The following is a 26,278-nucleotide window of genomic DNA, read 5'->3' on the forward strand; positions in this document are numbered from 1 at the left end:
GCTCAAAAAAACTTTGCGACCAAAGTCCGGGCGGGGCTGCATGTGTCGTTACGGCGTTTCCGCTCGAAGGGAACCGGCAGGGGTTTCCGGCTGTTACCACTTCCCCAACGGAGGTGAGACATGGACACGCCCACGCACAAGAATGATCAGAGCGAAGGTTCCAAGGCGAAGGATTTGCCGGCGGCCGGACCGCATGACAAGAAGGAGCTTCAGGATGAGATGAAGACTCCCGGGACAGGTGCACTCAACAAGCCTGGCTCCCAGACTGCGGATGTCGGCTCTGACTGATATGAACCTTGGCCAGAATGACAAAGGCCGGCGGTAAACCGCCGGCCTTTTTGTGTAGATTGAGTTCAGTCTCAGATATTGTCCGCGACGTTCTCGCGGGCGAGGCGCTCTTCTTCCTCGCGCTCCTTGCGATTGTACTTGATCGACGACCAGAGGGAGATACCGATCAATGCCGCGCCGCCAAGGCCGGTAATGACTTCGGGGATGTGGACAAGCGTCTGGACATACATGATCACCGAAAGGATCAGGATGGCGTAGAAGGCGCCGTGTTCCAGGTAGCGGTATTCGGCAAGCGTGCCCTTTTCCACCAGCATGATCGTCATCGAGCGAACATACATCGCACCGATGCCGAGGCCGATTGCAATGATGAACAGGTTCTGCGTCAAGGCGAAGGCGCCGATGACGCCATCGAAGGAGAAACTGGCATCGAGCACTTCGAGATAGATGAAAGCGCCGAGGCCGCCCTTGGCCGCTTCGCTCATCGCCTTCTGCGAGGCATCGAGCAGACCGCCCAGCACTTCGACAGCCAGGAAGGTTACCAGGCCGTAGATCGCCGAATAGACGAAGGTCGTGGCTTCCGCGCCTTCCAGCAGGCTGGAGAAGACCAGGATCAGAATCAGGACGAAGGCGATCTCGATGCCCTTGATGGAGGCCGAGCGCGCCATGTGCTTTTCGATCACCTCGATCCAGTGAACATCCTTCTCATGGTTGAAGAAGTAGGTCAGTCCGACCATCATCAAGAAGGTGCCGCCGAAGGCTGCGATCGGCAGATGAGCCTCGTTCATGATGCGGGCATATTCCGCTGGCTCGCGCGCGGCCAGCACGATGGCTTCGATCGGCCCGATCTTCGCTGCGATCACAACGATCAAAAGCGGGAAGACGATACGCATGCCGAAGACGGCGATGACGATGCCCCAGGTCAAGAAGCGATGCTGCCAGAGCGGCGTCATGTCCTTCAGCTTGTTGGCATTGACGATGGCGTTGTCGAAGGAGAGGGAAATCTCAAGGACTGCCAGGACGCAGCAGATGAAGAAGACGGTCGCCATGCCGCCAAGCGTTCCCGACGACTGCCAGCCGAGCGCTGCGCCGAGAACGAGGCCGATGGCCGTAACGATAAAGGCCCAACGGAAGTAACCGAGGGTGGACTGGCCACCCGATGTTGCTGGAGTGCTCACGCCTGCACCTCCGAGACAAAGAAGAGGCAGGGAATTGCGAGGCGGTGCGCGACGCGCGCCTTCGCCCGAAGCAGGATCAAAGTGTTCATTGTATTGAATCCGCCGGCTGATTTGCTGGCGGTACCGACATCACGAGAGCGCCGTAAAACTCTCGCCAGAGGGGCCCGGCACCAGGTTTCGATCGCGTGATTGCTGCAATCACGACATCTCACGAACTAGTTAAACGACACGGGTTGAAGGTCAAGATCTACCGGGCAAAAGGGTCCCGTTTCAAACGATTTCACAACGAATTTCGTTGGTCTGCGGCGCTGTCGTCTTGAGCGGCTGACGGCTGGGACCGAAGAACGCAGGCCCGGCGAAAATTTAGGTCGTCGTGACGATCAGTGTCGGACGCAGGGCAAGGCTGTTGCTGACTGTGCAGATCGTTTCAGCCTTGTGGGCGACGGCGCTCTGTTCGTCTGCAGTGAGGTTGCCCTCGAAGCGCATTGTCACAGTCAGGCTGCCAAACCGGGAAGGCTCATCGGCGGCCTTTTCCCCCTCCACGTTGACGGCGATACCATCGAACCTGTCGGTGAGGCCCAGTTCACGGGCGGCAATGCGGGCACTCATGCTCATGCAGGCAGCAAGCGACGCCAAGAGAAGATCCAGCGGGTTGAAGCCAGGCTGTGTTGGGCCGGTGACGATATCAAGTTCGCCGCCCGTTGCCGAACGGATGGCTGGATAGCCTGCTCTTGCGAGCGTGGCGGTTGCCCCAATCGGGCGGTATCTCAAATCGGCCATGGTGGTTCCCGGTGGTGAAAGGCTCTCAGCCTAGAAGAGCCCTTCACGCGGTGCAAGCCACCGTCAGATACTGCTGCCGATGCGTGCGGTGCCGGTCTCGCCATTGTCGCGGATCCATTTGAGCCGCTTGTCACCGGTCCGGATGAGTTCGAAACACATGGGGGCACCCTTGTACCAGCTGGTAAACTGCTGGCAGAGTTGGTCGCCCTTGATCCACCACCGCCCCTTGTCGTTCGGCTTGGCAAAACGACCGAGGCCGAGGGCCTCGCCAGAGCCATCCACCTGTCCATTGGTCCGGTAATTCAGTGGAAACTCGCCCCCGAGCGGTACGGCAAGGTAGATCCGCTTGCCGATGATCTCGCCCTTGATGTCATTGGCGGTGAAGCGCTCGTTCGCCATTGCGGACGTCGTTGCGACTGCGAGGGTCGAAAGGACGATTAGTCCTGTGCGCAAACTGTTGGTCATTTCGAAGGTCTCCCGTCGGAAAATGGTCACAGGCACAATACGCGTGGAAGGCGTTTTCGGATCATGACGACCCTTGCGAGCTTCGAGTCAATCGCGGACAAAGACGCTGACCGAAGCCGCCCGACCATCGGCGTCGAGGACGGTGAGGGTTGACTGGCCTGTGCCAGCCGGGTGCCATTCTCCTGTTCGCCGACGGGTGATGTCGGCAAAGGGCTTCCCGTCGATCAGCCAGCGGAACGGCGCGCGCCCGGCCTGCATCTTCATCACCACCGGCAGTCGCGCGCCATCCGGGCCCTTGCCAAGCTCCAGTATGGAGCCTTCCGGCGGATAGATGATGTGCGGTGGTTGTTCGCGGGCGCTGGTGGAAGCCAGGCCATTGCCGGCGGTTGAAAAGCGGCGCAGGCCAATCGGCAGATCGGAGGCTGCCAGCCGCATGGCGCCGGCGGGTGCGCGGGGCAGGGGTGTTCCGGACAGGCCGGATTTCGCGAAGGCCTCGAACAGGACGGGAGCTGCCGTCTTGTAACCTGAGATGCCGGGCACGGCGGCATTGTCGGGCCGGCCAATCCAGACCCCCAGCACGTAGCGGCCATCATAGCCGACCGACCAGGCGTCGCGATAGCCGTAGCTGGTGCCGGTCTTGTAAGCGATGCCCGAAGGTGGACTGCCGGTCGGGGGAAGGACTGCGCCCAGTACATCCGCAACAGTCCAGGCCGCTGTCGGCTCGAACAACGGCTGGTCATCGATAAGCTCTGCCTGATCGCGAATACCGTCCCCCAGGCGGACTGGTTGCTCGCGATTGACGAGGCCAGCATAGAGCTGGACCAGATCCTTGAGGGTGATGCCCGCACCTCCAAGTGCAATTGCCAGACCCGGCGCCTCAGATGGCGGCAGCTTCAACGTCACATCCGCGCGCCGTAGCCGGACCATCAGGCGGGCTGGGCCGACAGCATCGAGCAGGCGGACGGCGGGCACGTTCAGCGACAACTGCAGCGCCTGACGGATGCTGACGTCACCCTGATACTGCATGTCGAAATTCTTTGGGCGATAGCCGTAGAAATCGGCCGGACGGTCTTCGACAATGGTTTCCTGGGCAACGAGTCCCTGTTCGAAGGCGAGACCGTAGATAAAGGGTTTCAGCGCCGATCCGGGGGAGCGTTCCGCCCGCGTCATGTCGATCCAGCCGGAGCGGCTGGTGTTGAAATAATCGGCTGCACCGACTTCAGCGACGATCTCGCCGGTCTTCGCATCCGCCATCAGGAGGGCGAGCGAGACCTTCGGGTCGAGTTTGCGTCCCGTTTCCAGCGCCAGTTTTTCCAGTCTCTCCTGCACGCTGCGCAGGATGGTCGTCTGGTGTCGCGTTGCCTGCGGCGCTTTCCGCCTGGCGGCTTCCGCCAGATGCGGTGCGAAAGCCGGCAGTTGGCGGCGAAGGTTTGGCAGCTCGGCTGTGACTGCCTGTGCCACTTCGCCCGGTTCCACAACACCGGCTTCACCTGCTCGGTCGAGGACGCGCTGCCTCGCCTTCAAGGCGTTGTCGCGAAACCGGTCCGGCCGGCGCTTCTCCGGCAGTTGCGGCAGCGCGACGAGGAGGGCAGCTTCCGCTGTCGTCAACCGTTTCGGCTCCTTGCCGAACCAGGCGAGGCTTGCTGCCCGCACACCTTCCAGGTTTCCGCCATAGGGCGCATGCGTCAGGTAAAGGTCGAGGATCTCGCGTTTCGAAAGCCTGCGCTCGATCTGCAGGGCCCTCGCGATCTGGATCAGTTTTGCCGTCAGCGATCGTTCGCGGCGCGGTTCGATGAGGCGCGCGACCTGCATTGAAAGCGTCGATGCGCCGGAGACGATTTGACCATTGGTGACGAGTTGCCAGGCTGCGCGACCGAGCGCCAGCGGATCGACGCCCGAATGGCTCTCAAAGCGCCGGTCTTCATAGGCGACCAGCATGCGAACAAGGGCCGGATCGACGTCATCGGCCGTGGTCTTCAAACGCCAGAGACCGTCGCCGGTTGAAAAGGCACGAAGCAACTGCCCGTCCCGGTCAAGGATTTCCGTCGAGACTTGCCGGGCTGCTTCGAGCGGTGGGGGGAAGCGCTTGTCTGCATAATCAAGCGATGCAACGATGCCGGCGGCGATCAGGACGACCGCCGCCGAAACTGCTGCAATCCGCCGGCCCTTTTTCATCAGGGGGCTGCCGAGACAGTCATGGCACCGGCGGCCGTTCTGGCGGAAAGCTGCGGACGGTACATATCCTCGACGCTTGCTGCCGGAAGGTCGTAGGTGCCTGGTGTGACCGCGCGAACGACATAAGCCAGCGTGATCGGGCTGTTGTCGCCCTCGGCGCGATCGATGGCCGCGACGAAGCGGTCGCTGCGGAACTCAAGATGGGCGGTGTCCGTCTGCGCCAGCCAATCGAAATTGGTCAGCGCCGCACTATCCACCAGGCTCGGATTGTCGATTTCCAGACCCGCCGGCAGAAGATCCGTGATCAGGATCTGTGCCGGCCACTCGGCGTCCTCGGTCACTTCGATCAGAACGACGTAACGCTCGTTCTGGGCCGCTTCGGTGATGTTGGCCTCTTCACCATCCAGGCTATAATAGGTGCGGGTGATGCCAAAACCATCACCCCCTGCAGCCGGTGGTTCCACCGGTGCCGCAACTGTGGTGACGGCTGCGCTGATCGGCTCGAGGCCCTTGTTGGTCAGGGTGACTGGCGACTGCAGGAGTGCTTCGCCGGGAATCGTCGCGGCATAGGCGCCCGTCCGTTCCGCACCGTTGACCTCCACCTTCAGCGCCTTGTCATCCTGCTGCAGAGCACGAGCGGCGAGCAGCATCCAGGTCTGTTCCTGGGTGCTGAGTGTCTGTTTCGCGTTCCACTCTTCCGCAACAACCTTGGCAAGGATCGGCACGACCGGCGGGACCGGTCGGCTTTCGGCGGCGAGGGCAAGCACGCCAGCTGCATCGCGCAGGGACGAGCCATAGTCATTGCGCGAGAAGCTGACGGGTGTCAGGCGCGCCTGCTCACTCATCCCAGCCGCTTCGAGGAACACCGCATTGGCTCTTTCGCTGTCGCCATAGAGCGAAAGGGAGGCTGCCAGATGCGCCTTGGACAGAGGTGTCGGGAAGTCCGCAAGCATCGTGTCGGCATAGTAGCGCAGGTCGCTCAGCGATGCCTTGCGGCTGCGGGCCAGCACATAGAGCGCATAGGCGATCTCGTTGCCGTTGGTCTTGATATCGTTGTTGTAGGCCAGGCGGTTCTGCAGGTTCTGCAGCGCCAGAACGAGGGCCTCTTCGGGCACATCGAACTTCTGTTCGCGGGCGCGGGTGAGGAAGTCGCTGACATAGGCATCGAGCCACAGGCTTTCCGATCCCGGAGCCCAAAGGCCGAAGGAGCCACTCGACGACTGGTAGGCGAGCACGCGCAGGATGCCATCCTGAACCCGCTTGTTGATCGCCTCGTCTTCCGGCAGGCCGGAGAGTTTGGCGAGTTCACCGAAATAGAGGAGCGGCAGGGCGCGGCTCGTCGTCTGTTCGGCACAGCCATAAGGGTAACGGTCGAGCGCCATCAGCAGGCCGGGGATATCCAGACCATCAGCGCGCGCGACGTTGAGGCTGACCGATGCGCCCTGCAAGAGGCTGTCGGCCAGAAGTTCGCCATCGACCGTCAGGCTCTTGCCGGGAGCAAGCGCAATGACCTGTCGCTGGGTGATCGGCAGTGTTGCAGGGCGAACCGGCACGTCCAGAGACTGGCTGATGGCGACACCGTCACCGCCTGCAAGTGCGATATCGATCGTGCCCGCGCCCGGCGTGACACCCTGTATGGGAAGCGTGACCGTGACGGTCTTGCCGGGAACAAGGTCGACCGTTTGGCTGTCGGCACCGCCGACAGTGACCGGGCCGTTGCCGGTGGCGGTCACCGTGTAGCTGCCGGCCGGCGCATCGGTCGCGGCGATATCAAGGCGCAGATTGCTTTCGTCCTCTGGAGCGAGGAACTTCGGCAGGCTTGCAGTCACCACAACCGGGTCGCGGATCACGACGTCGGTCTCGCCGTGGCCTAGGCCATTTTTCGACCAAGCCCAGGCCATCACGCGTGCCGTACCGTTGAATTGCGGAACATCGAAGGAAACCGTCGCCTTGCCATCGGCATCCAGCTTGATTGGGCCGGAGAAGAAGGCGACCAGTTTCTCCTTTGGCGGATTGCCTTGCAGGGCGAGTTCCCCGCCGTCGCCGCCGGTGCGCAGTTTGCCAGTGGCACCGAGCGAGCCGTCAATCAGCCGGCCATAGAGGTCGCGCAGTTCCAGCCCCAGGCGTCTCTGACCGAAATAGTAGGCTTCTGGCTTCGGGGTGTCGTAGCGGGTGAGGTTGAGGATGCCGACGTCAACGGCGGCAACCATAACATAGGCTTCTTCATCCACGCCGGCTCCGCTCACTTCGATCGGGATTTCCAATGCCTGGCGGGGCAGGGTCTTTTCCGGCGGGGACAGCTTGACTGCCAGCTTGTCTGTGCCGGGATCGACGGCCAGCCACGCGATGCCAATCGCACGTGCGGGCATCCGGCTTTCCACGCCGTCGCCCGGCCTGAACAGCGTCGCGGTAATGTAAGTGCCAGCACCGAATTCGGCGGTGACCGGAATGTCGATTTCCGTTCCTTCCGGCGGCACGTCAGCGACCTCTGTGGCGATCAGCGTGTCTGTGCCCGCGGCCACGATGACCTGCCCGGCGAAGCGTGGCGAGATCTTCAGTTTTGCGGTTTCACCGATCGTGTAGGACGCCTTGTCGAGGCCGATTTCAAGCGCGTCCGGCGTTTCAGTCGAGTTTGCCGAAACGAACCAGCCGGCGTCGAAATCGACGCTCGAAACCGAGCCGCCGGCCTCGACTTCCAATCGGTGGCTGCCCCAGGTGACGGGGACGGAGAGTGGTGTGCCGTCTGCGTCGATGTCGAGCGTGCCATCCGCCACCAGCTTGGTGGTGGTAATCGGCTCATAGCGCCAGGACGAGCCTTCGCGATACCATTGATAATTCCGCTCGAGCTTGATCAGTTTCCAGCGTGCTCCGGGCAGGGCCTGCCGGGCGCTGTCGGTGCCTATGGCGATCAGGTTGAAGCTTGCATTGGTGTTTTCGGCAAGTTCGCCTTCAAATTCCGGCTTGATGCCGATGACAGGGCCTTCCGGCATGACGGGGAGCGTCAAGGTGCGTTCCACCGCCCGCCCGCCGCCTTCGCGCAACCGCAGCACCACATCGGCATTCAGAAGACGGGTCGTCGACGGCAGCTCAGTCAGCGAAACGTCGATCGAGCCTTTGCCGTCCTCGTCGAGCGGCTCTAGCTCTTCGAAGGAGACGCGGACGTCTTCAATGCCTTCTTCGTCGGCCAAACCGAAGCTGTAGCGCGCGTAGTCCGGGTGGCTCGTTGTCGGCTTGACCACAAGCTCGCCTTCCAGCGCGAGGCCTGCGGCCGGTGCGCCATAGAGGTAGTTGCCATCGGCAGAGATCGTGACTGCTTCGTCCACGGCAATCGTTTTCGCCTCGGTCGACAGTTTCAAGTCGAGCCGGTCCGGTACGAAGTCGTCGACGAGGAAGGTGGTCTGGGCAATGGCCTGCTTCTTCGGGTCGGTGTGGATCGAGACTGTCCAGCTGCCGCGCATCGCATTGGCGAGAATGGGCAGATCGACGGCGTAGCCGCCAAGCGCCTCGCCACTCACGGCCATGCGGCGGGATTCGACGCCGTCTGGGCGGCTGAAAACGAAGGTGAGGGGCAGGTTTTCAATCGCATCCGCCTCGCTATCGCGTGCGAGTGCCGCGACATGAACAGTCTCGCCGGGGCGGTAGATGCCACGTTCCGTCCAGGCCATGATGTCAACGGGGCCGGGTGCCGGGCGTCCCGTCACGCCGCGGTCCGACAGGTCGAAGCCGGCGCGGGTCATGTCGAGGAAGACATTGTCGTCGTCGCCGCTTCTGGCCGCAATCACGGCAGGGGCCAATGCTGCGCCGCCGCGCAGGAGCCCAGCGTCAAAGCGCGCGCGCCCATCGGCGTCGGTGGTGGCGGTTGCGAGGATTTCGTTGTTCTTCGCAATCAGCTGCAGGCTGATGCCCGAGAGAGGCTCGGCTGCCGCCAGCGAACGAGCAAAGACATGCAGGCCATCGGTTCCGGCGAAAGTCGACAGGCCGATGTCGGAGACGACGAACCACTGGGTGGCTCGGTTGTCCCAGCTCTCTGTCGTCCCTGTGGGCGGAACTGCCGTCATGACATAGATGCCAGGCTTGCGGGTCGGAAGCGCCTCGGCCAGGGGAATGCTGGTGACGACTTCCTTGTTCAGCTCGTTGGCAATGTCGAGCGAACCTTCCCATACCAGTTCACCGATTTCATCGCGCACCCGTGTTGCGGTGTAGCCGTCGAGCTGGGTGAGGAACTGAGAGGCTGAGAGGAGCGGCGCGATGTTGCGGTCGCCGATGCGGTAGAGTTCGAGCTTGGCGCTGTCGGCGTTGATCGAGACGAGCGGGATGCCCTGACGCGCAGAGGAGGGCAGGACAAAGCTATCGCCGGTAAAGCGGACGGTCGAACTGCGGTCGCGGATATAGATGTCAACTTCGGCTGGCGCCTCCAGGTTTTCACCGACGGAGGATGGCAGGCCAGCGCGCACCGCCAGCCGGTAACGGCCACCATGCTCCAGGCCTTCGACGCAAATCTGGTTGTTCTTCGCCTCGATTGCCTTTGGTGCCTTGCCGTCGAGCGTGACGAAGGGGGCATAATCGACGCCGCGTTTGACGAGTTCTTCGGAGAACACAACGCAGGCGCGGGGCGACGCGCTGTCTGAATCGATGGTGTTGGACACGATGCGGAAGCCCTGGCGCGACCGGAGGTCGACAAAGGCGGCCTGAACCTCGGCATTGGAGGCCAGCTCAAGGCTTGCCTTGTAAGCATTCAGGGCGGCGCGCCAGTTCTCGCCATTCTCCAGCGAGCGAGCAAGTGTCGCGAGTGCCTCGGCGCGCGTCGCCGTTCCTCGTGTCAGCAGGTAGCCATTGACGGCGGCCATCGCGCCTTCGCCTGCCATGCTGTAGTTCCCGGTCACCGTATTGGCCATGCGGGCCATTTCGAGCCAGAGGGCCGCGTCATCGGCATCGATGGACAGTGCGCCCTTCATCGAGGCGAGAGCCAGATCGATATTGCCTCCGGTAAAGGCAGCGCGACCGGCTTCGATCAAGGCATCACGACCAAGCCCCTGCTGCTCTGCTGCGACTGCGAGACTGGACCGCTGGTTGCGGGCGTCGGTCTTCAGCTGCTCGGTGATGAAGGCAAGCGCCGGCGGCGCGCCGATATCTTCCTCTGCCGTGGTCATAACGATCCGGCCGGCGACGGCGCCTGGAAAACTGTTGAGCGTGTCGAAGTCAGACTTCAGAAAACACCAGCTGACCTTCGGATTGTAAGTGAAGGCGCGGCAGGAATTGTCGGCGATGCAGCTGGCTTCGCATTCTTCGAGCGACACGTTCTTCTCGGTCCTGAGGTCAAAACCAAAGTAGTCGCCATTGCTCACGCGCTCGATCGTTCTGACGTCTTGTGCGGATGCCGGGAGCGCGACCGAACCGAGAGTGAGGGCGAGTGTTAGTAATTTTAAGATGTGACTTTTGTACATGCTTCTCTCCCGAGCCCGATCACGGCATTTTCATTTTAGTCTTTGCGCATGACACAGGGTTGTCAATCGGCATGCAGCACAGCCCGGTGTGCTATCACAACCGCTTTTTTAGGGGCTGATCGCGTTCCTGTCGCTGAAAGCTCTTGCCGTATCGATGATCCAGTTGGCGAAGAGGCTTGCGGGACCATAGGCCATCTTCGACAGGGGGCGCACAAGGTAGTAGGCGCTCGCGCTTTTTACTTCGTGGTCCCAGGCCCGCACGAGTTGTCCGCTGGACAGTTCCGGCTCGATCAGGAATGTTGGCACGAGTGCGATGCCGAGGCCGGCAAGGCAGGCCTGTACAACGTTGGAAAACTGCTCGAACCGCATACCGCCACCACGGCCTTCTACGATGCCGAGGCTTGCAAACCAGTGTTCCCAGGCGCGAGGTCTCGAGGCCATGTCGAAGAGCGGCTTTGACAGGAGGTCCTGGGGCCGGTTCACCGGGTTCGCGGCAAGAAAGCTTGGACTGCAGACCGGCACGACCATTTCCTGCATCAGAAACTGGCAATCGGTGCCGGGCCAGTTCGGCTCGCCTATATGGATCGCGGCATCGATGCCAGAACCCTCGAATTCGAACTGGCCGATGCGGGTGGCAAAATCGATGATGATCGCCGGGTTGCGGGCCAGGAAATCGGGGATGCGTGGCATGAGCCAGCGGGTGCCGAAGGTTGGCAGGATGGCCAGGCGCAGATGCGTGTCGTCGCGGGTCGCCATGGCTTCAAGCGAGAGCGTCCGGATTGTCGCCAGTGCATCACCGATCCCCTTGGCGTAGGTTTTGCCGATCGCGGTCAGTTCCACGCCGCGATTGGTCCGGTCGAACAGCCTGACGCCGAGCTGCTCCTCAAGAAGGCCGATCTGACGGCTGATGGCCCCCTGGGTCAGGGCCAGCTCGTTGGCGGCAGCCGAGAAGCTCCCGAGCTTGGCCACGGAATCAAAAGCGGCGAGAGCACTGGTTGAAGGCAGGAAGCGGCGTTGATGTGTGAGCATGTGTTATGACTAGACCTAATAGCAGCATGAGTAAACATGGCTTGAATTGCGGGTCGATATGAGCAATCTGGGCATACGAAACAAAGGATGAGACCGATGAGCGAGATGCGACCCTTTTCCTGGAGTGATCCTTTCCTGATGTCCGAGGCTCTCAGCGAAGACGAGCGGATGATCCAGGATGCGGCCGCCGCCTTTGCAAGGACTGAACTCGCGCCACGTATCAGCGACGCCTATCTCGGCGAAACGGTCGAGCCTGAACTGTTCCGATTGATGGGGCAGGCCGGTCTTCTCGGTGTGACCCTGCCAGAGAAGTATGGCGCGGCCGGTGCCAACTATGTGTCCTACGGACTTGTGGCGCGAGAGATTGAACGGGTCGATTCCGGTTATCGCTCGATGATGAGCGTCCAGTCGTCGCTGGTGATCTATCCGATCTATGCCTACGGCTCTGAAGAGCAGAAGGATAAGTATCTGCCAGGGCTCGTTTCCGGGGAGCTGATCGGCTGCTTCGGGCTGACCGAGCCTGATGCGGGTTCCGATCCGGGCGGCATGAAGACGCGTGCGGAAAAGATCGAGGGCGGTTACCGCCTGAAGGGATCCAAGATGTGGATCTCGAATGCGCCGATCGCTGACGTCTTTGTCGTCTGGGCAAAGTCGGAAGCGCATGGCGGCGAGATCCGGGGCTTTGTGCTGGAAAAGGGCATGAAGGGTTTGTCCGCTCCCAAGATTGGCGGGAAGCTTTCTCTGCGTGCGTCTGTCACCGGCGAGATTGTCATGGATGGCGTCGAGGTCGGGGAGGACGCGCTGCTTCCGAATGTTTCGGGTCTTAAGGGACCGTTCGGCTGCCTCAATCGCGCGCGCTACGGCATTTCATGGGGTGTTATGGGTGCGGCGGAAGACTGCTGGCACCGCGCGCGCCAGTACGGTCTTGACCGCAAGCAGTTCGGCAAGCCGCTGGCGGGCACGCAGCTTTTCCAGAAGAAGCTCGCCGACATGCAGACGGACATCGCTCTCGGCCTGCTTGGCTCTTTGCGGGTTGGCCGTCTGATGGATGAACATCAGTTCGCGCCGGAAATGATCTCGCTGGTCAAGCGCAACAATTGCGGAAAAGCGCTAGATGTCGCCCGGATGTCGCGTGACATGCATGGCGGCAACGGCATCCAAATCGAGTATCATGTGATGCGGCACGCGCAGAATCTTGAGACGGTTAACACCTATGAGGGTACTCATGATGTTCACGCCCTCATCCTCGGGCGTGCCCAGACTGGTATTCAGGCGTTCTTTTAAAGCCCCGTGCTGACTTTTTTCGTCCGAACTGTCGCAAGTTTGCGATAGGTCTGGATAGTTGATGCTATATCGGCAAGGCTTGGCTTGCGCCGTCGAGAGATTGGCAGCACAACCACTCCGTTTGGCCGTAGAAAGGCGTGTGCCCTCTCCGGTGTCGCGGATTCCGGGAGAGCAAGCATGCATGACGTCATCGTTCTAGATCAATCTACGCTGTCGGCCTTCCGAACTGAGCATCCGTGGCTTGTCTTTCCCGATGCGATTAACGAGGTCACGATCCATTTCAACGAGGACGGTGGTCCGCGCAAGATGACCGCAGCACGGCGCGGCTCCGATGGGCAGATTGAGGCCGCGGACGTGGATGCTTTGGGTTCGGATGTTATTCTTGCGCTGCTCGCCTATGCCCCTCGCGGCGCCGCTTCGGTCGAGGCGCGGCCAGAGCTCGAGAAGGTTTGGGAGATCATTGAAAATCTGCCGCGCCTGGGAGGCTCATCGAAGACTGACGATGTCGCTGCGATCGAGGCAGAGAGGCGTGCAAGGCTTGAGGAGGCGTTTTCCATCGTCCGCGGGCTTGCTCTGTCGATCATCGGTGAGATGGAGCTCTCATCCACTGGCGAGGGCGGTGCTTGTGGTCGCGAGGCGCTGGCGAAAAGCCTGCCTCTGACCCTGGATGCTGTCCGCACCGAGCAAAAACCCGTCTGGTCTCGGCTTGATCTATGGGGGGTCGTTTCAGTTTTACGCGACGAGTTGGCTTTGCCTGCCGACCACGAGCTCAGTTCTTCCGAGGATAACAGCTATTTTTCGCGCGAAAGTCTCGACCAGGCAGTTGTTGCCGCCATGTCCGGTCCCATTGTGCAGGCCTTGTTTGATTTATCCGTGGGTGCGCTCTGCGTCTCGACCCTCGGAGGAACGCGGTCGCGCTATATTCGTGTCAATCAGGCCTACCTCGACCTCGTCGGCAGGACCTGGGAGGAAATCCAGGGAAGTGAAATGCTGTCAACGGGCATCGTCACGGACGGCGACGCGCGCGGGCGGCGGCTTGATCTCCTGGATCGGGAAGGTGGCTATGTCGGAGAACATGCCGATGTTAGCACGGCGAGCGGGGACAGAATTCGCGTAACGATTTCTGCCCGGCGCATTTCCATCGCCGGGCAGTTGTTTGATTTCGAGATCATGGTGCCTGTTCAGGAGCGCTGAATAAGGTCAGCGCCGCCTGAACAGGGCAAGCGAGCGCGCCTGCATGTGGAAGGGTGCGGCCTCGCTCACGGTGTCACCGGCGCGCTCTACGTCCGACGTCGTGAGTTCCAGGATCCAATCGCCGCCGCCGGTCTTGGGCATGACGAAGTCGATGTCGTCATCGACAGGATTGAACATCAGCATGACTTCCGGCCACACACCGTCGGTGCCTTCGAGATCCTCGCGCCGAAGCTTCAGGGCTAGCGGATTGCCATCCAGCCAATGTTCGGGGCGCTGCGCTCCACCATGCAGATTGTACCAATCGATGATCGTGCCGTCGCGCCAGCTGGATCGGCGCAGCAAGGGTTGGTCCCGCCGGAGGGTGATCAGTCGCGTGGTGAATGCCCGCAGATCCTCGCAGGTGGCGGGGAGGTTTTCCCAGTGCAGCCAGCTGATCTCGCTGTCCTGGCAATAGCCGTTATTGTTGCCCATCTGCGAACGACCAAATTCGTCCCCCGCCAAAAGCATCGGCGTGCCATGCGAGAAGAACAGCGTGGCGAGGAAGTTGCGCTTTTGGCGTTCGCGCAATGCGTTGATGCCTTCGTCGTCTGTTGGTCCTTCGTGGCCGTAGTTATGGCTGCGATTGTCGTTGTGGCCATCGTTGTTGTCTTCGCCATTGGCGTCATTGTGCTTCTGGTCGTAGCTGACGAGGTCGTTCAGCGTGAAGCCGTCATGAGCAGTGATGAAGTTGACGCTGGCCCAGGGGCGGCGTCCCCGCTGGTCGTAAATGTCGCCAGAGCCGAGCAGGCGGGCGGCAAAATCCGGCGCGCAATTGTCACCGTTCAACCAATAGTCACGGGTGGAATCCCGATATTTGTCATTCCATTCTGCCCAACCCGGCGGGAAGCCGCCGACCTGATACCCGCCGGGGCCGATATCCCAGGGTTCGCCGATCAGCTTGACCTTGGACAGGACCGGGTCCTGGGTGACGGCATCGAAAAAGCCGCCGCGCTGGTCGAAGCCTTCCGGCTCGCGCCCGAGGATCGTGCCAAGGTCAAAGCGGAAGCCGTCGACGTCCATCTCCTCGGCCCAGTAGCGCAGACTGTCCATGACCATTTGCAGCACGCGCGGATGAGAGGTGTTCACCGTGTTCCCGGTGCCGGTGTCGTTGATGTAATAGCGGTGATTGTCGGGAAGGGTCCGGTAGTAGGAAAAGTTATCGATGCCCTTTAGAGACAGCGTCGGCCCCAGTTCGTTTCCTTCGGCGGTGTGATTGTAGACCACATCCAGGATCACCTCGATACCTGCATCATGAAAGGCGCGTACCATATCGCGGAAACCGGTCAGTCCCTTGGGGCCGTAATAGCGGCTTGCCGGGGCGAAGAAGCCGATCGAATTGTAGCCCCAGTAATTCTTCAGCTCCTTGTCGACGAGATGGCTATCATCGGGAAAGGCATGGACGGGGAGAAGTTCGATTGAGGTGATGCCCAGGCTTTTGACGTAGTCGACGGCGGCCTTGTGTCCCAGGCCCTCGAACGTGCCGCGCAGATCCTCGGGGATCGCGGGATTGAGCTTGGTAAAGCCCTTTACATGCGTCTCGTAGATGATCGCATCCGGCCAGGCAGTACCCTTAAAGCCGTTGGTCTGCCGGTTTAGGGCTGTATCGACGACGCGGCATTTCGGCGTGACGGGCGCACTGTCGAGATCGTTGAAGGAAAGATCCTTCTCCTCGCTGTCGAGGTCGTAGCCGAAATGGGCGTTCGACCACTGGAAATCTCCGACGATTTCGCGCGCGTAAGGGTCGAGAAGGAGTTTGTTCGGGTTAAAGCGATGGCCGTTGGCGGGGTCATAGGGACCGTGAACCCTATAGCCGTAGAGCTGACCCGGGCCGATGCCGGGAAGGTAGGCGTGCCAGACTTCATTGGTAAATTCGGGAAGTTCGATGCGGGCGGTCTCGATCGTGCCGGTGTCGTCAAACAGGCATAGTTCCACTCGTTCGGCATGGGCCGAGAAGAGCGCGAAATTGGTGCCTTCACCATCATAGTGCGCGCCAAGCTTATGCCATTGCCCTGCCTCGACCGGGTGGAGCTTAAGGGTCATGTCCATGGATACCTCTGGAGATGGAGTTGCGCTGTGTAATCCATGGTTGCCTGCTTTGTTCCATATCGGCGCTCGGAACTTTCCAGCGCATGCCCGGTTTTCGTCTGATCATCAGACCAGACAGGAGGGCTGTCATGCCGGCAAAGGCGAAGTCAAAGGCGCAACAAAAGGCGGCGGGGGCGGCTCTGTCCGCCAAGCGCGGCGAGGTTCCGAAAGGAAAGCTCAAAGGAGCGTCGCGGAGCATGGAGAAAACCATGAGCGAGGCAGAGCTGGAGGCGCTTGCTTCGACCAAGCGCAAGGGCAAGCCTGAGCATGTTGGAGACAGGGCATGACGCGATCCGACTTTGACGGTCGAAAGGCCTTGGTTACCGGGGCAGGCTCCGGGATCGGCAAGGGTGCCGCTCTCCGTTTGGCGGCGGAGGGAGCCTTTGTCGGCTTGCTTGGGCGGACGGAAAGGGAACTTCGGGAGACTTTGGATGAGATCCGGGCTCTGGGTCGTGACGGCATGGTTTTGATTGCCGATGTCAGCCGCGCAGATGAAATGCAGGCTGCTTTCGAAGGCTTCGTCGCGCAGACAGGTGGCCTTGATATCCTTGTTGCGAATGCGGGGATCAATGGAACATGGGCTCCGATCGATGAATTGATGCCGGACGAATTCGATCAGACCGTCGCGATCAATTTGCGTGGCACTTATCTGACCCTGCATTTCGGCGTAGGGCAGATGAAAGAGAACGGAGGCGCCATCGTCGTCGTCTCCTCGATCAATGGGACCCGGACATTCACGACGCCGGGAGCATCTGCCTATTCGGCCACGAAAGCAGCGCAGCTTGCCATGGTGCAGCAACTGGCTGTGGAGCTTGCCAAGCATCGGATCCGGATCAATGCGGTGTGCCCGGGTGCGATCGAAACGAAGATCGAAGACAATACGGCGGTGCGAAACCGTGCCGGCGCCGAAGAGCCGGTGGAGTTCCCGAATGGCGATATCCCTCTGACAGACGGCGAGCCGGGTTCCGTCGAAGCGGTCGCCGAGGCTATCGCATTTCTGGCTTCCGATGCAGCCAGCCATGTGACTGGCAGCCCACTTTGGATCGACGGAGGACAAAGCTTATTGCGGTGAGGGCTTTCAGCCCTCATCATTCCCCGAGAGCTTGCCTTCCAGTCCCCGCAGGATCCAGAGAACCGTCAACGCAAATCCGGTCGCGATAAGCGCGATTGTCCAAAATCCGAGGCCGCAGGCAAGGCCAATGGATCCGGCAAACCAGAGGCCCGCTCCAGTTGTCAGGCCGCGGACCTGTCCTTTCGTGAAGACGATCATGCCGGCCGCCAGGAAGGCGACGCCAGCAGTGACCGCTTCGATCAGGCGAATGGGGTCGAGGCGGACTTCGCTGCGGGTGAAGGCTTCGTGATGGGCGATCTCGATGGTGAGAATGGCGACGATCGCAGCCGACAGACACACAAGGATATGCGTCCGCAGCCCTGCCGCGTGGCTACGCCACTCTCGCTCGAAACCGATTGCGCTGCCGCAAGCCATGGCAAGCAGGAGCCGTAACACGATGGATGTCAGCGCCAGATGGGTTCCGGCGCTGAAGTGGGATATTTCCTCGCTCATTTTCCTCCCGATCGTCCTAGTTAGTGGCGCTGATCAGAGCCAGGCGTCGAGGTGTAGGTTGCGGAGACCGGGTCGCTGGCCGGGAAGGTGTCTTCGAGGCCTTCCTGCAGATCGCTTTTCCTGCTGTCCTGATCCGCTTGCTCCTGACGCAGGCTGTCGACGGCATCGCTAGACTCCGTATTGGTCGGATCTGCCGAGGTACCAAAGCTCGCGGCCTGGAGGAGCATCACCTGCGCCTTCGCCACGGCGTCCTCGCTGGCAAGCCGATCTTCGCCCTGCGCCATGGTGACGGCGATGCGTTCACCGCCATCCCCGCGAAATTCCACGATGGTTGCTGTGCCCGACGTCTCGGTCACTTCTGTCCCGATGATTTGCATTGTAGCCCTCCTTGGCTGTTGGTGTGCACGAAACGCTACGGATGGCGGGTTGTTCCATCGTGTGCATTGTGCGGGAGAGGCATTCCGGGGCATGCGGGTCGCATGGGGCGCAATGTTCCATCTCTGACACGGTTAACGCACTGTTTACCATGATATTTTGAATTTTAGGCAAAGCCGAACTAAGTCCGCTCTCGGGCGTTGAGCAGCCAAAGGAGATTTGTCATGCGGACTGAGAAAGCACTTGCGATCGACACAATCCTCATCGTTGAGGACGATCTTTTCATCTCGATGGATGCAGCCGATGCCGCTGAACGAGCCGGCGTAAATGTCATTACCGCAGAGAGCGTCGAGGAAGCGCTGATTATCCTCGACACCGAACATGTCTCGGCTGCCATTCTTGATTTTCAGGTGCGGGACGGCATGATTACGCCTGTTGTTCAGAAACTTCGTGTCCGTGGAATTCCCTTCCGCGTCGTTTCGGGGTCCACGTTCCAGGAGATCGCCGACAACGGCATTCCGCGCGAATTGTGCACGGCGAAACCCGCAGACTACAGCAAGGTCGTCAACGCTCTATCGCCCGGTCAGAATGGCTTTGGCAGTGCAAGGCATCACTAAGGGTCAGCTGCGTTTCGCCATCAGGCGCTCGAGTGTGCGTTCAACCACGTCGACCATCACCATGGTCTGGTGATCGACCTCAATGTTGATTGCGTCGCCGACCGCATAGTCGGCAAACGTCGTCTGGCGCAAAGTTTCCGGAATGAGGTTGATGGTGAACTCGTCCCCTTCCGCTTCCGCCACGGTGAGGCTCGCACCGTTCACGGCCAGATAGCCGCGCTTGAACACGTATTTCGACCATTCTTCCGGCATCTTGAACCGGATGAAGGCGCCCGGCATTTCGAACTTGGCTGCAACGATCTCTGCCGTCGTTGCGATGTGGCCCGCAATGTTATGGCCGCCGTTTTCATCCGTTGGCTTGGCCGAGCGCTCGATGTTGACAGTGCTGCCTCCCTTGAGACGTCCCAGGTTTGTGCGATCAAGCGTGGCATCCATGGCGTCAAAGGTGACCGTCGAGCCGGCCATCGATGTCACGGACAGGCAGACACCCTCGACCGAAACGCTGGCACCGAGCTTCAGATCATCGAGCAGGGTTTCCGGCAGATCGATAGCAAAGGTGGTGTAGCCGTCATGGCGGGTAACTTCGGTGACGGGCGCGACGGTCTGGACGATGCCGGTATACATGTTGGTCTTTCCTCGAACTGTTCAGCGAAAAATAGTGTCTCTTTGTCGAAACACAATGCCGTTAGACCATCTCTGGCATAGGTTGGGTTCAGGGACAGGGGGGCATCTTTCAGGGTTGGATCAGCCACGCCCTTTCGGTTCCGAGCCTGTTTGATACGCTTGTTCCACCGGCTTTAGCTCTCATTACGTTTGTCGCTGTCTAGCAGAATGGTCGTTTGATGAAGAAAATTCTCACCATCGCTCTCAATCCCGCCATCGATATTTCCAGTGAAGCCGAGGTGGTGCGTCATACGCACAAGACCCGGACCCATAACCAGCAACAGTTTCCCGGGGGAGGTGGCGTGAATGTCGCGCGCGTGCTGGCGGAGCTTGGGGCTGAGTGCGAGTTGATGTTCCTGTCCGGTGGTGCCACCGGCGAGTTGCTTCAGGCCATGCTGCGGCCCTTGCCGATTGTCGAGCGTCCCTTTCCAATCCATGATCCGGTCCGCGTTGCCTATGCTGTTCGCGAGAGCTCGACCGGGCTCGAATATCGCTTCGTACCCGAGGGACCGCTCGTTACGGATGTGGAACTGGAGCCGCTGATGGAGGCCGTGCGGAGGAGCGATGCGGATTATGTCGTGGCCAGCGGCAGCCTGCCACGCGGGGTATCCAGCGATACCTATGTCCGGCTCGCTGCATTCGCGGAAGCGAGAGGCGCGAAGTTTATTCTCGACACGTCTGGCGACGCGCTCACGGAAGTTCTGACCAAGGCGAGGGTCTTTTTGGTCAAGCCCAGTCTTGGCGAATTTGAGAGTTTTGTTGGCCGCAAACTGGGGCATGATGTGGTTGGTCCTGTTGCTCAGGATTATGTGCGGCAGGGAATTGCCGAGCATATCGCGGTCACGCTTGGTGCCGATGGTGCAATCCTCGTTTCGGCTGATCGCATTGTCCGGCTTGCGGCGATCGACGTGCCGGTCAATTCGGCAACCGGTGCCGGAGACAGTTTCGTTGCCGGCATGGTCTGGTCACTTGCCGAAGGACATAGCGTGGCAGACGCCTTCCGTTTCGGACAGGCTGCTGGCGCTGCAACTGTAATGACCGCAGGCACGGAGCTTTGCAGACGGGCGGACGTGTTGCGTCTCTACGAGGGCTCCAAAATGGCGCCCGAAGGGGCGCGCGGTTGAAAGCTTCGTGAAAATGTCTGGTTAGATTCGGATATTACTTGTCACTCTGGGTCAAGTTTATTAAGGGAGATGCAAGGCCAGCAAGGCTGGCGGTTTACTCTCAGCACGAATTTATAAGGAGCTCCCAATGTCGCTCATCCATTCGGGACCTTCATCGAAACGCATCGGTTTTACGCTTATTGCGCTTCTGCTTGCAGCATCTGTACAGGCGCAAGACGTGTCCACCACGCCGGCTGCGCCACAGCCCGTTGTGCCTCAGGCCAGCACTCTCCCCGCTGACGCACCGACGCCGTCTGCCGCGACGCAGGCAGCACCTGCGGTGACCCAGCCGTCTCCGGTTCTGTCGCCTGCAACGGCGCCAGCCCCGGTAGAGGCTGCTCCGCGAGCGGCCGCACCTCAGGCGTCTGGGAACACGAACAGCACAGCTGCTCCGTCTTCTTCGGCTGCTCCTGCGGGCACTGTTCCTGCTGAGGTTCAGGTCGCGCCGGCCGAGCCCTTGCCGCCGACATCGAACCTGGAAACGGCAGCACCCGCGACACCGGCGCCGGCTAGCACCGCACCCGCAACGGATGCCGCAGACACCATCCCGCATGACCTGTCGCCCGAAGGCATGTTCATGGCCGCCGACTGGATCGTGAAGTCGGTGATGCTGTCGCTCGCATTCGCTTCCCTGGTGACCTGGACCGTCTGGGTCGCCAAATCGCTGCAGCTTTTCGGCGCACGGGCTCGCGCCAATCGTGGACTGAAGGCGATCCTCAAGGCGCGCCATCTGAAGGACGCGCTGTCTGTGCTGGAGAACCGGCCGGGCGTGGTTGCCTCAATGGTCCGTGCCGCCCAGCATGAAATGCTGTCTTCCGATGCTGCCATTGATCGCGTTGGTGGTGATGGGGTCAAGGAGCGTGTGGCCTCGGCACTTGGCCGCATCGAAGCTCGTGCCGGTCGCCAGATGTCCAAGGGCACCGGCGTGCTGGCGAGCATTGGCTCTACTGCGCCTTTCGTCGGTCTGTTCGGCACGGTCTGGGGCATCATGAATTCGTTCATCGGCATTGCCGAAACGCAGACGACCAATCTTGCGGTCGTTGCGCCTGGTATTGCGGAAGCGCTGCTGGCGACGGCAATTGGTCTCGTCGCGGCCATTCCGGCCGTCATCATCTACAACGTTTTTGCGCGGTCTGTTACCGGCTACCGGCAGCTACTTGCCGATGCCGGTGCGGGGATCGAACGGCTGGTGAGCCGCGATCTGGACTATCGCAAGAGCGCCTTGCTCGCCACGGGCGGCAAGGACGTCAGACAAGCGGCGGAGTGAGACCATGGCCGGCGGCATTCGCGAAAACGGTTCTGGCGACGATCTATCCGAGAACCACGAAATCAATGTGACGCCATTCATCGACGTCATGCTGGTGCTCTTGATCATCTTCATGGTGGCAGCGCCGTTGTCGACTGTGGATGTCAATATCGATCTGCCCGCCTCGACCGCGCAGCCGGCCAAGCGTCCGGATGAGCCGGTTTATGTTTCGCTCAAGGGCGATATGAGCCTTGCACTGGGCAATGACACCGTGGCGCGCGAAGAGCTTGGTGCATCGCTGGATCGCTTGACCCAGGCCAACAAGGAGACCCGGATCTTCCTGCGCGCCGACAAGGCGGTCGACTATGGCAGCTTCATGGAGATCATGAACCTGCTGCGCGATGCCGGCTATCTCAAGATCGCCCTTGTGGGCCTGGAACAACTTCCCATGCCGCAGAGTGCGGCGGAGCCTGCTTCTGCCACGGAGCCCACCCCATGACCATGCTCGACGAGCGCCGCTCGACAGGCCGTGTAATCGGTGAGTGGGCCTTGTGGACTTCGGCCTTCGTGATCATCGGTGCCGTTCATGCCGGTGCTGTGGCGCTGCTGTTGCAGGAACCTGACGTCGTCATCGCCGATGGTGGACCGCCGCCGGCGATCATGATCGAACTCGCGCCTGAGCCTGAGGCCGTCAATACCGAGGAAACGGAGTTGACGACCGAGGAGGTCGATGCTGAGGAGGTCAAGACCGCAACCGCCGAGCCGATCATCGAGCCGGTTGTGGAACCTCCGCCGGAACCCATGCCGGAACCGCTGCCACCAGAGCCGTTACCCGAACCGGAACCCGAAGTCGTCGAGCCGGTTGTGGAACCCGTCGTCGAGCCCTTGCCGATCGAGCCTGAGCCGCTTCCCGAGCCGGTCGAGACCGTGGATCCGATTGAGGAACTGGTGATGGCGCAGCTCGAAAATGTCGAGGTACCCGTGCCGATGATGCGGCCGAAGCCGGCGCCGGAAAAGAAGCCCGATCCGGTGAAAAAGCAGGTGGTGAAGAAGCAGAAGCCGCAGGTGCAGGTGCAAGCTTCGCAGGCGGCTCGCAAGGCCGAAGCCCAGGTCGCGCAGTCCAACCGGAATGCCGCTGCTGCGACCAGCAACAGCACTGGCCGAAGCAGCGTATCGCCGGCAAAATGGCAGTCGCGGCTGGCATCGCATCTGGAGCGGCGGAAGAAGTACCCGCCAGAGGCGCGTCGTAACCGCGAAGAGGGCACTGTCTATGTTCGTTTCAAGATCGACGATTCCGGCAATGTCTTGACGGTATCCCTGTCGCGCTCGTCGGGATCGACGGCCCTCGACAATGCGGTTCTCGATATGGTGCGTCGGGCATCGCCGGTTCCGGCACCCCCTGCAGGTGTCAATAAGACCATCACCACGCCGGTTCGCTTCAATATCCGTTGAGGCGGATCGAGGCGGGCACCATAGTGAGGACCCGGGCGAGCAATTCGGCCGGTGTCGCATCGTTGCGCACATGGGTCCAGTCGAGGGGCCCCAGATCCCGCCGCATCTGCATGTCGAGGATCTCGACGGTTGCATCCGAATCCAATTTTGGACGGGCTTCAAGGCGCTCTCGCAGAACCTGCGTATCGACATCTAGCCATAGACCCACAAATGGAACGGCGTTGCGCTTCGCCACGTCTTCGATGGCTCGCCTGTCGCCCTCCCGGTCGAACACCGCATTGACCACGGCGCATGCGCCAGAGCTGACGATGATTTGCGCTTTGTCGAAAAGGCTTTGATAAACACGAGCAGACATATCAGGGAGATAGGCCTCCGGCGGCATCTTGACCCCACGCGGGAGCGCGAGGAAGGATCGACGGATCCTATCACTTTCGAGCAGTCTTGCGCCCGGTGCCTGCCCAAGCCTGGGCGCTAGAGCCTCGGCAAGCGTTGACTTGCCCGACCCACTCAAGCCGCCGATTGCAATAAGAATCGATGTCTGGGGCCGCAATAGGCGTTCTGCGAGATCGACATAGGCTTCTGCCTCCGTCAGCAATGCTACCGTCTGGTCGTTCGCCTGTGAAATCCGGGTGGCCGAGACATGTGCGCGGATGGCGGCACGCACGGCCATGAACAGCGGCAGGGCGGCAAATCCGCCCTCGTCATTCATGCGGTCCAGGTAACGGTTGACGACGATGTTGGCAAAATCCGGGAGATCGCGGTGCCAGAGATCCATCAGCAGAAAAGCGAGATCATACAAAACATCGGAGACTGCGAGCTTTTCGTTGAAATCGATACAGTCGAACATGCGGGGACCGTGGGGGCCGAGGAACAGGTTCCTCAGATGAAGGTCGCCGTGGCAGAGCCGGACGGCGTCTTCCATTTCGCGACGGTCGAGGCGATCACTCTCGGCGCTCCAGGCGGCGCGGAAAGCTGCGTTCAGTGACGCGATACGTCTCGCTGGAAAGATGTTAGCCGAGGCGAAGGCCGCTTCATTGATGTCGAGCACCGCACCGAGATTGGCGCTGCCGCTGCCCTCGTGGCGGATTTCGGCGGAGCTGTGAAAGTCGGCAATCCGTTCGGCCGTCTCTTCCATGAGCGGCTTGCTCAACTGCCCCTGCTCGGCGAGCCGGTCAAACAGCTTGGCTTGCGAAAAGCGAGACATCTCGACGACATAGTCGATGACATCAGCATCCGCGTCATCTGCAGCGAAGGCCAGCGTCCCGTCCTTGCTCCGGATCACGGAGCGCACGCCAAGATAGATTTCCGGCGCGGTCCGGCCGTTCAACTCGACCTCAGCGCGGCAATATTTCAGGCGCAGGGCAAGGGTCGAAAAATCGGCGTAGGGCAGCTTTACCGCACGCTTGAGCTTGTAGGCGCGATCCCCGGCGAGCGCGATGATCGAGATATGAGTCTCGATAACCTGGACGTCCTCTGCATCCGTATAAGAGGCAGGGTCCGATAGGAAGGCAATCGTGGCGGACTGGTCGTCGAACTGCATTTCGCTTTCCGCAAATTGGGCTGGTCAGGCCAGTGTCGCGGAAACGGGCGTCGATGAACAGTCGATCCGTGCCCGACCTTTGTCGAAGAAAAAAGGGCCGGTGGAAAACACCGGCCCTTGGCAGTTTATTCGATGTCGAACTTCACGCCCTGCGCCAGTGGCAGGGTGCGGCCGTAGTTCACTGTATTGGTCTGGCGGCGCATATAGGCCTTCCAGCTGTCGGAACCCGATTCACGGCCACCACCAGTTTCCTTTTCACCGCCGAAGGCGCCACCGATTTCAGCACCCGAGGGGCCGATATTGACATTGGCGATGCCGCAGTCGGAACCGCGATCGGATACGAAGGCTTCGGCCTCGCGGATGTCATTAGTGAAAATCGACGAGGACAGCCCCTGCGGGACGTCGTTGTTCATGGCAAGTGCGGCATCGAAGTCGCTGTATTTGATGACGTAGAGGATCGGCGCGAAGGTCTCGTCAACGACCGGGCCGGACTGCGCGGGCATCTCCACGAGTGCTGGACGCACGTAAAATGCCTCAGCTGCATCGCTGGCATGGACGCGGTCGCCGCCATGGACGGTGCCGCCCATAGACTTGGCCGCAGTCAGGGCCGATTGCATGCGCTCATAAGAGCCCTTGTCAATCAGGGGACCAATGAGAGTGCCGTTTTGTAGCGGATTGCCTATGGTGACGGAGGCGTAAGCCTTGATCAGGCGCGGCACCAGCGTATCGTAGACGCTTTCGTGCACGAAGAGGCGGCGCAAGGTCGTGCAGCGCTGGCCGGCTGTGCCCATGGCGGAGAAGGCAACACCGCGAAGTGTGAGGTCAAGGTCGGCCGACGGGCAGACGATGGCGGCGTTGTTGCCGCCGAGTTCGAGAATCGAACGGCCGAAGCGGGCAGCGACACGCGGACCGACAGCGCGACCCATGGCCGTCGAGCCGGTTGCCGAAATCAGCGGCACCTTCGGGTGATCAACCATGATCTCGCCAATGTCGCGGCCGCCAATCAAGAGGGTAGAGAGGTTTGCCGGGGCCTTGCCGCCCGACGCGTTGTAGCGCTTCAGCGCCTTCTCGAAGATGGCCTGGGTAGCGATTGCGGTCAGTGGGGTCTTTTCCGAAGGCTTCCAGACAGTTGGATTGCCGCAGACCATGGCAAGTGCTGCATTCCACGACCAAACGGCGACGGGGAAGTTGAAGGCCGAGATGATGCCGGTAACGCCAAGCGGGTGCCAGGTCTCCATCATCCGGTGTTCGGCGCGTTCGGTGGCGATGGTGAGACCGTAAAGCTGGCGCGACAGGCCGACCGCGAAGTCGCAGATGTCGATCATTTCCTGGACTTCACCAAGCCCCTCGGAGGTGATCTTGCCGACTTCGATCGACACGAGGCGGCCGAGTTCGGTCTTTGCGGCGCGCAGTTCCTCGCCGAGAAGGCGGATCAGTTCGCCGCGCTGCGGGGCAGGTACGAGGCGCCATTCGAGGAATGCCTGATGCGCTGCGTCAATTGCCTTTGCAGTGTCCCCGGCGGATATTTCCGTGACGGCTGCGATGGTTTCGCCATTGATGGGCGAGCGGACCGACAGCGTGCCGCCTGCAAGCGTCTTTGCATCGACGCCGAAGCTTGCCATCAGTTTTGCTGTTTCCGCCGAAAAATTGAGATTGGCGAGGGTCATGATGGTCCTTCCGTCAGGTGTTCCTGGTTTTGG

Annotated in this window: 22 protein-coding genes; 10 read left to right on the plus strand and 12 right to left on the minus strand. The window is 60.9% G+C overall.

Going from position 1 to position 26,278, the window contains the following annotated elements; all coding sequences use genetic code 11:
• Positions 1–120 precede the first annotated feature (120 nt).
• The gene (locus ACSV9I_RS19020) at positions 121–288 is read left to right on the plus strand and encodes a hypothetical protein (protein ID WP_197278346.1); all 168 of its coding nucleotides are present in this window, start codon (positions 121–123) and stop codon (positions 286–288) included.
• A gap of 71 nt (positions 289–359) precedes the next feature.
• Here the strand turns inward: ACSV9I_RS19020 and ACSV9I_RS19025 are convergent, their stop codons facing one another.
• The 6 genes from ACSV9I_RS19025 to ACSV9I_RS19050 all read right to left on the minus strand — a co-directional run bounded on the left by ACSV9I_RS19025 (position 360) and on the right by ACSV9I_RS19050 (position 11,356).
• The gene (locus tag ACSV9I_RS19025) at positions 360–1,463 is read right to left on the minus strand and encodes a DUF475 domain-containing protein (RefSeq protein WP_054158811.1); all 1,104 of its coding nucleotides are present in this window, start codon (positions 1,461–1,463) and stop codon (positions 360–362) included.
• Positions 1,464–1,826: 363 nt separating this feature from the next.
• Positions 1,827–2,243, minus strand: a complete 417-nt coding sequence (locus ACSV9I_RS19030; RefSeq protein ID WP_438330379.1) for an OsmC family protein — start codon at positions 2,241–2,243, stop codon at positions 1,827–1,829.
• 63 nt (positions 2,244–2,306) lie between these two features.
• Positions 2,307–2,708: a hypothetical protein gene (locus ACSV9I_RS19035; RefSeq protein WP_054158809.1), complete on the minus strand. Its 402-nt coding sequence runs from the start codon at positions 2,706–2,708 to the stop codon at positions 2,307–2,309.
• A gap of 87 nt (positions 2,709–2,795) precedes the next feature.
• Positions 2,796–4,883: a penicillin-binding protein 1C gene (gene pbpC / locus ACSV9I_RS19040; RefSeq protein WP_438330380.1), complete on the minus strand. Its 2,088-nt coding sequence runs from the start codon at positions 4,881–4,883 to the stop codon at positions 2,796–2,798.
• Positions 4,883–10,327, minus strand: a complete 5,445-nt coding sequence (locus ACSV9I_RS19045; RefSeq protein ID WP_438330381.1) for an MG2 domain-containing protein — start codon at positions 10,325–10,327, stop codon at positions 4,883–4,885. The genes pbpC and ACSV9I_RS19045 overlap by 1 nt, the downstream gene beginning before the upstream one ends.
• Positions 10,328–10,435: 108 nt before the next feature.
• Positions 10,436–11,356, minus strand: coding sequence for a LysR family transcriptional regulator (locus ACSV9I_RS19050; RefSeq protein ID WP_438330382.1), 921 nt, complete (start codon positions 11,354–11,356; stop codon positions 10,436–10,438).
• Positions 11,357–11,452: 96 nt separating this feature from the next.
• Here ACSV9I_RS19050 and ACSV9I_RS19055 point away from each other — a divergent pair, with 96 nt between their 5' ends.
• Complete coding sequence (locus ACSV9I_RS19055; protein ID WP_054158805.1) at positions 11,453–12,640, plus strand: acyl-CoA dehydrogenase; 1,188 nt, start codon at positions 11,453–11,455, stop codon at positions 12,638–12,640.
• 177 nt (positions 12,641–12,817) lie between these two features.
• Positions 12,818–13,834, plus strand: coding sequence for a diguanylate cyclase (locus ACSV9I_RS19060; protein WP_438330383.1), 1,017 nt, complete (start codon positions 12,818–12,820; stop codon positions 13,832–13,834).
• Positions 13,835–13,840: 6 nt separating this feature from the next.
• Here ACSV9I_RS19060 and glgX read toward each other — a convergent pair whose 3' ends face one another.
• Positions 13,841–15,919 carry a glycogen debranching protein GlgX gene (gene glgX / locus ACSV9I_RS19065; RefSeq protein WP_438330384.1) on the minus strand — a complete coding sequence of 693 codons (2,079 nt, stop codon included), beginning with the start codon at positions 15,917–15,919 and terminating at the stop codon, positions 13,841–13,843.
• A gap of 128 nt (positions 15,920–16,047) precedes the next feature.
• Here glgX and ACSV9I_RS19070 point away from each other — a divergent pair, with 128 nt between their 5' ends.
• Together ACSV9I_RS19070 and ACSV9I_RS19075 are read left to right on the plus strand one after the other, a co-directional pair.
• Positions 16,048–16,245, plus strand: coding sequence for a DUF3008 family protein (locus tag ACSV9I_RS19070; protein ID WP_054158803.1), 198 nt, complete (start codon positions 16,048–16,050; stop codon positions 16,243–16,245).
• Positions 16,242–17,030, plus strand: a complete 789-nt coding sequence (locus ACSV9I_RS19075; RefSeq protein ID WP_438330385.1) for an SDR family oxidoreductase — start codon at positions 16,242–16,244, stop codon at positions 17,028–17,030. The genes ACSV9I_RS19070 and ACSV9I_RS19075 overlap by 4 nt, the downstream gene beginning before the upstream one ends.
• 6 nt (positions 17,031–17,036) lie before the next feature.
• On the opposite strand, the gene ACSV9I_RS19080 is transcribed toward ACSV9I_RS19075, so the two are convergent.
• Both ACSV9I_RS19080 and ACSV9I_RS19085 read right to left on the minus strand, forming a co-directional pair.
• Positions 17,037–17,522 carry an MgtC/SapB family protein gene (locus ACSV9I_RS19080; protein WP_438330386.1) on the minus strand — a complete coding sequence of 162 codons (486 nt, stop codon included), beginning with the start codon at positions 17,520–17,522 and terminating at the stop codon, positions 17,037–17,039.
• Positions 17,523–17,542: 20 nt separating this feature from the next.
• Positions 17,543–17,899: a hypothetical protein gene (locus ACSV9I_RS19085; protein WP_054158800.1), complete on the minus strand. Its 357-nt coding sequence runs from the start codon at positions 17,897–17,899 to the stop codon at positions 17,543–17,545.
• A gap of 222 nt (positions 17,900–18,121) precedes the next feature.
• On the opposite strand from ACSV9I_RS19085, the gene ACSV9I_RS19090 reads away from it, so the two are divergent.
• Entirely contained in the window at positions 18,122–18,514 is a 393-nt protein-coding gene (locus ACSV9I_RS19090) for a response regulator (RefSeq protein WP_054158799.1), read from the plus strand.
• A gap of 3 nt (positions 18,515–18,517) precedes the next feature.
• On the opposite strand, the gene ACSV9I_RS19095 is transcribed toward ACSV9I_RS19090, so the two are convergent.
• Positions 18,518–19,138: a riboflavin synthase subunit alpha gene (locus ACSV9I_RS19095; protein WP_438330387.1), complete on the minus strand. Its 621-nt coding sequence runs from the start codon at positions 19,136–19,138 to the stop codon at positions 18,518–18,520.
• A 218-nt stretch (positions 19,139–19,356) separates the two neighbouring features.
• On the opposite strand from ACSV9I_RS19095, the gene ACSV9I_RS19100 reads away from it, so the two are divergent.
• The 4 genes from ACSV9I_RS19100 (at position 19,357) to ACSV9I_RS19115 (ending at position 23,038) form a co-directional block, all read left to right on the plus strand.
• Positions 19,357–20,301, plus strand: a complete 945-nt coding sequence (locus tag ACSV9I_RS19100; protein WP_438330388.1) for a 1-phosphofructokinase family hexose kinase — start codon at positions 19,357–19,359, stop codon at positions 20,299–20,301.
• A gap of 127 nt (positions 20,302–20,428) precedes the next feature.
• The gene (exbB, locus tag ACSV9I_RS19105; protein WP_438330389.1) at positions 20,429–21,607 is read left to right on the plus strand and encodes a tonB-system energizer ExbB; all 1,179 of its coding nucleotides are present in this window, start codon (positions 20,429–20,431) and stop codon (positions 21,605–21,607) included.
• 4 nt (positions 21,608–21,611) lie between these two features.
• On the plus strand, positions 21,612–22,085 hold the full coding sequence (gene exbD, locus ACSV9I_RS19110) for a TonB system transport protein ExbD (RefSeq protein WP_054158795.1): 474 nt from the start codon (positions 21,612–21,614) through the stop codon (positions 22,083–22,085).
• Positions 22,082–23,038, plus strand: coding sequence for a TonB family protein (locus ACSV9I_RS19115; protein ID WP_438330390.1), 957 nt, complete (start codon positions 22,082–22,084; stop codon positions 23,036–23,038). Before exbD ends, ACSV9I_RS19115 begins: the two co-directional genes overlap by 4 nt.
• Here ACSV9I_RS19115 and ACSV9I_RS19120 read toward each other — a convergent pair.
• Both ACSV9I_RS19120 and amaB read right to left on the minus strand, forming a co-directional pair.
• Positions 23,025–24,578: an AAA family ATPase gene (locus ACSV9I_RS19120; protein ID WP_438330391.1), complete on the minus strand. Its 1,554-nt coding sequence runs from the start codon at positions 24,576–24,578 to the stop codon at positions 23,025–23,027. The two genes, ACSV9I_RS19115 and ACSV9I_RS19120, sit on opposite strands and share 14 nt — an antisense overlap.
• A 125-nt stretch (positions 24,579–24,703) precedes the next feature.
• Entirely contained in the window at positions 24,704–26,245 is a 1,542-nt protein-coding gene (gene amaB, locus ACSV9I_RS19125; RefSeq protein WP_438330392.1) for an L-piperidine-6-carboxylate dehydrogenase, read from the minus strand.
• Positions 26,246–26,278 lie beyond the last annotated feature (33 nt).

The organism is Rhizobium sp. G187, assembly GCF_051549525.1.
In the GTDB taxonomy this organism is placed as follows: Bacteria; Pseudomonadota; Alphaproteobacteria; order Rhizobiales; family Rhizobiaceae; genus Allorhizobium.

Excerpts from the sequence above, each read along its gene's own strand:
- exbD (WP_054158795.1), top strand. The coding sequence starts at position 21,612 with ATGGCCGGCGGCATTCGCGAAAACGGTTCTGGCGACGATCTATCCGAG.
- ACSV9I_RS19075 (WP_438330385.1), top strand. The coding sequence starts at position 16,242 with ATGACGCGATCCGACTTTGACGGTCGAAAGGCCTTGGTTACCGGGGCA.
- ACSV9I_RS19020 (WP_197278346.1), top strand. The coding sequence starts at position 121 with ATGGACACGCCCACGCACAAGAATGATCAGAGCGAAGGTTCCAAGGCG.
- ACSV9I_RS19045 (WP_438330381.1), bottom strand. The coding sequence starts at position 10,327 with ATGTACAAAAGTCACATCTTAAAATTACTAACACTCGCCCTCACTCTC.
- glgX (WP_438330384.1), bottom strand. The coding sequence starts at position 15,919 with ATGGACATGACCCTTAAGCTCCACCCGGTCGAGGCAGGGCAATGGCAT.
- ACSV9I_RS19080 (WP_438330386.1), bottom strand. The coding sequence starts at position 17,522 with ATGAGCGAGGAAATATCCCACTTCAGCGCCGGAACCCATCTGGCGCTG.
- exbB (WP_438330389.1), top strand. The coding sequence starts at position 20,429 with ATGTCGCTCATCCATTCGGGACCTTCATCGAAACGCATCGGTTTTACG.
- ACSV9I_RS19035 (WP_054158809.1), bottom strand. The coding sequence starts at position 2,708 with ATGACCAACAGTTTGCGCACAGGACTAATCGTCCTTTCGACCCTCGCA.
- amaB (WP_438330392.1), bottom strand. The coding sequence starts at position 26,245 with ATGACCCTCGCCAATCTCAATTTTTCGGCGGAAACAGCAAAACTGATG.
- ACSV9I_RS19055 (WP_054158805.1), top strand. The coding sequence starts at position 11,453 with ATGAGCGAGATGCGACCCTTTTCCTGGAGTGATCCTTTCCTGATGTCC.
- ACSV9I_RS19050 (WP_438330382.1), bottom strand. The coding sequence starts at position 11,356 with ATGCTCACACATCAACGCCGCTTCCTGCCTTCAACCAGTGCTCTCGCC.
- ACSV9I_RS19070 (WP_054158803.1), top strand. The coding sequence starts at position 16,048 with ATGCCGGCAAAGGCGAAGTCAAAGGCGCAACAAAAGGCGGCGGGGGCG.
- ACSV9I_RS19090 (WP_054158799.1), top strand. The coding sequence starts at position 18,122 with ATGCGGACTGAGAAAGCACTTGCGATCGACACAATCCTCATCGTTGAG.
- ACSV9I_RS19115 (WP_438330390.1), top strand. The coding sequence starts at position 22,082 with ATGACCATGCTCGACGAGCGCCGCTCGACAGGCCGTGTAATCGGTGAG.
- ACSV9I_RS19030 (WP_438330379.1), bottom strand. The coding sequence starts at position 2,243 with ATGGCCGATTTGAGATACCGCCCGATTGGGGCAACCGCCACGCTCGCA.
- ACSV9I_RS19100 (WP_438330388.1), top strand. The coding sequence starts at position 19,357 with ATGAAGAAAATTCTCACCATCGCTCTCAATCCCGCCATCGATATTTCC.
- ACSV9I_RS19095 (WP_438330387.1), bottom strand. The coding sequence starts at position 19,138 with ATGTATACCGGCATCGTCCAGACCGTCGCGCCCGTCACCGAAGTTACC.
- pbpC (WP_438330380.1), bottom strand. The coding sequence starts at position 4,883 with ATGAAAAAGGGCCGGCGGATTGCAGCAGTTTCGGCGGCGGTCGTCCTG.
- ACSV9I_RS19085 (WP_054158800.1), bottom strand. The coding sequence starts at position 17,899 with ATGCAAATCATCGGGACAGAAGTGACCGAGACGTCGGGCACAGCAACC.
- ACSV9I_RS19060 (WP_438330383.1), top strand. The coding sequence starts at position 12,818 with ATGCATGACGTCATCGTTCTAGATCAATCTACGCTGTCGGCCTTCCGA.
- ACSV9I_RS19120 (WP_438330391.1), bottom strand. The coding sequence starts at position 24,578 with ATGCAGTTCGACGACCAGTCCGCCACGATTGCCTTCCTATCGGACCCT.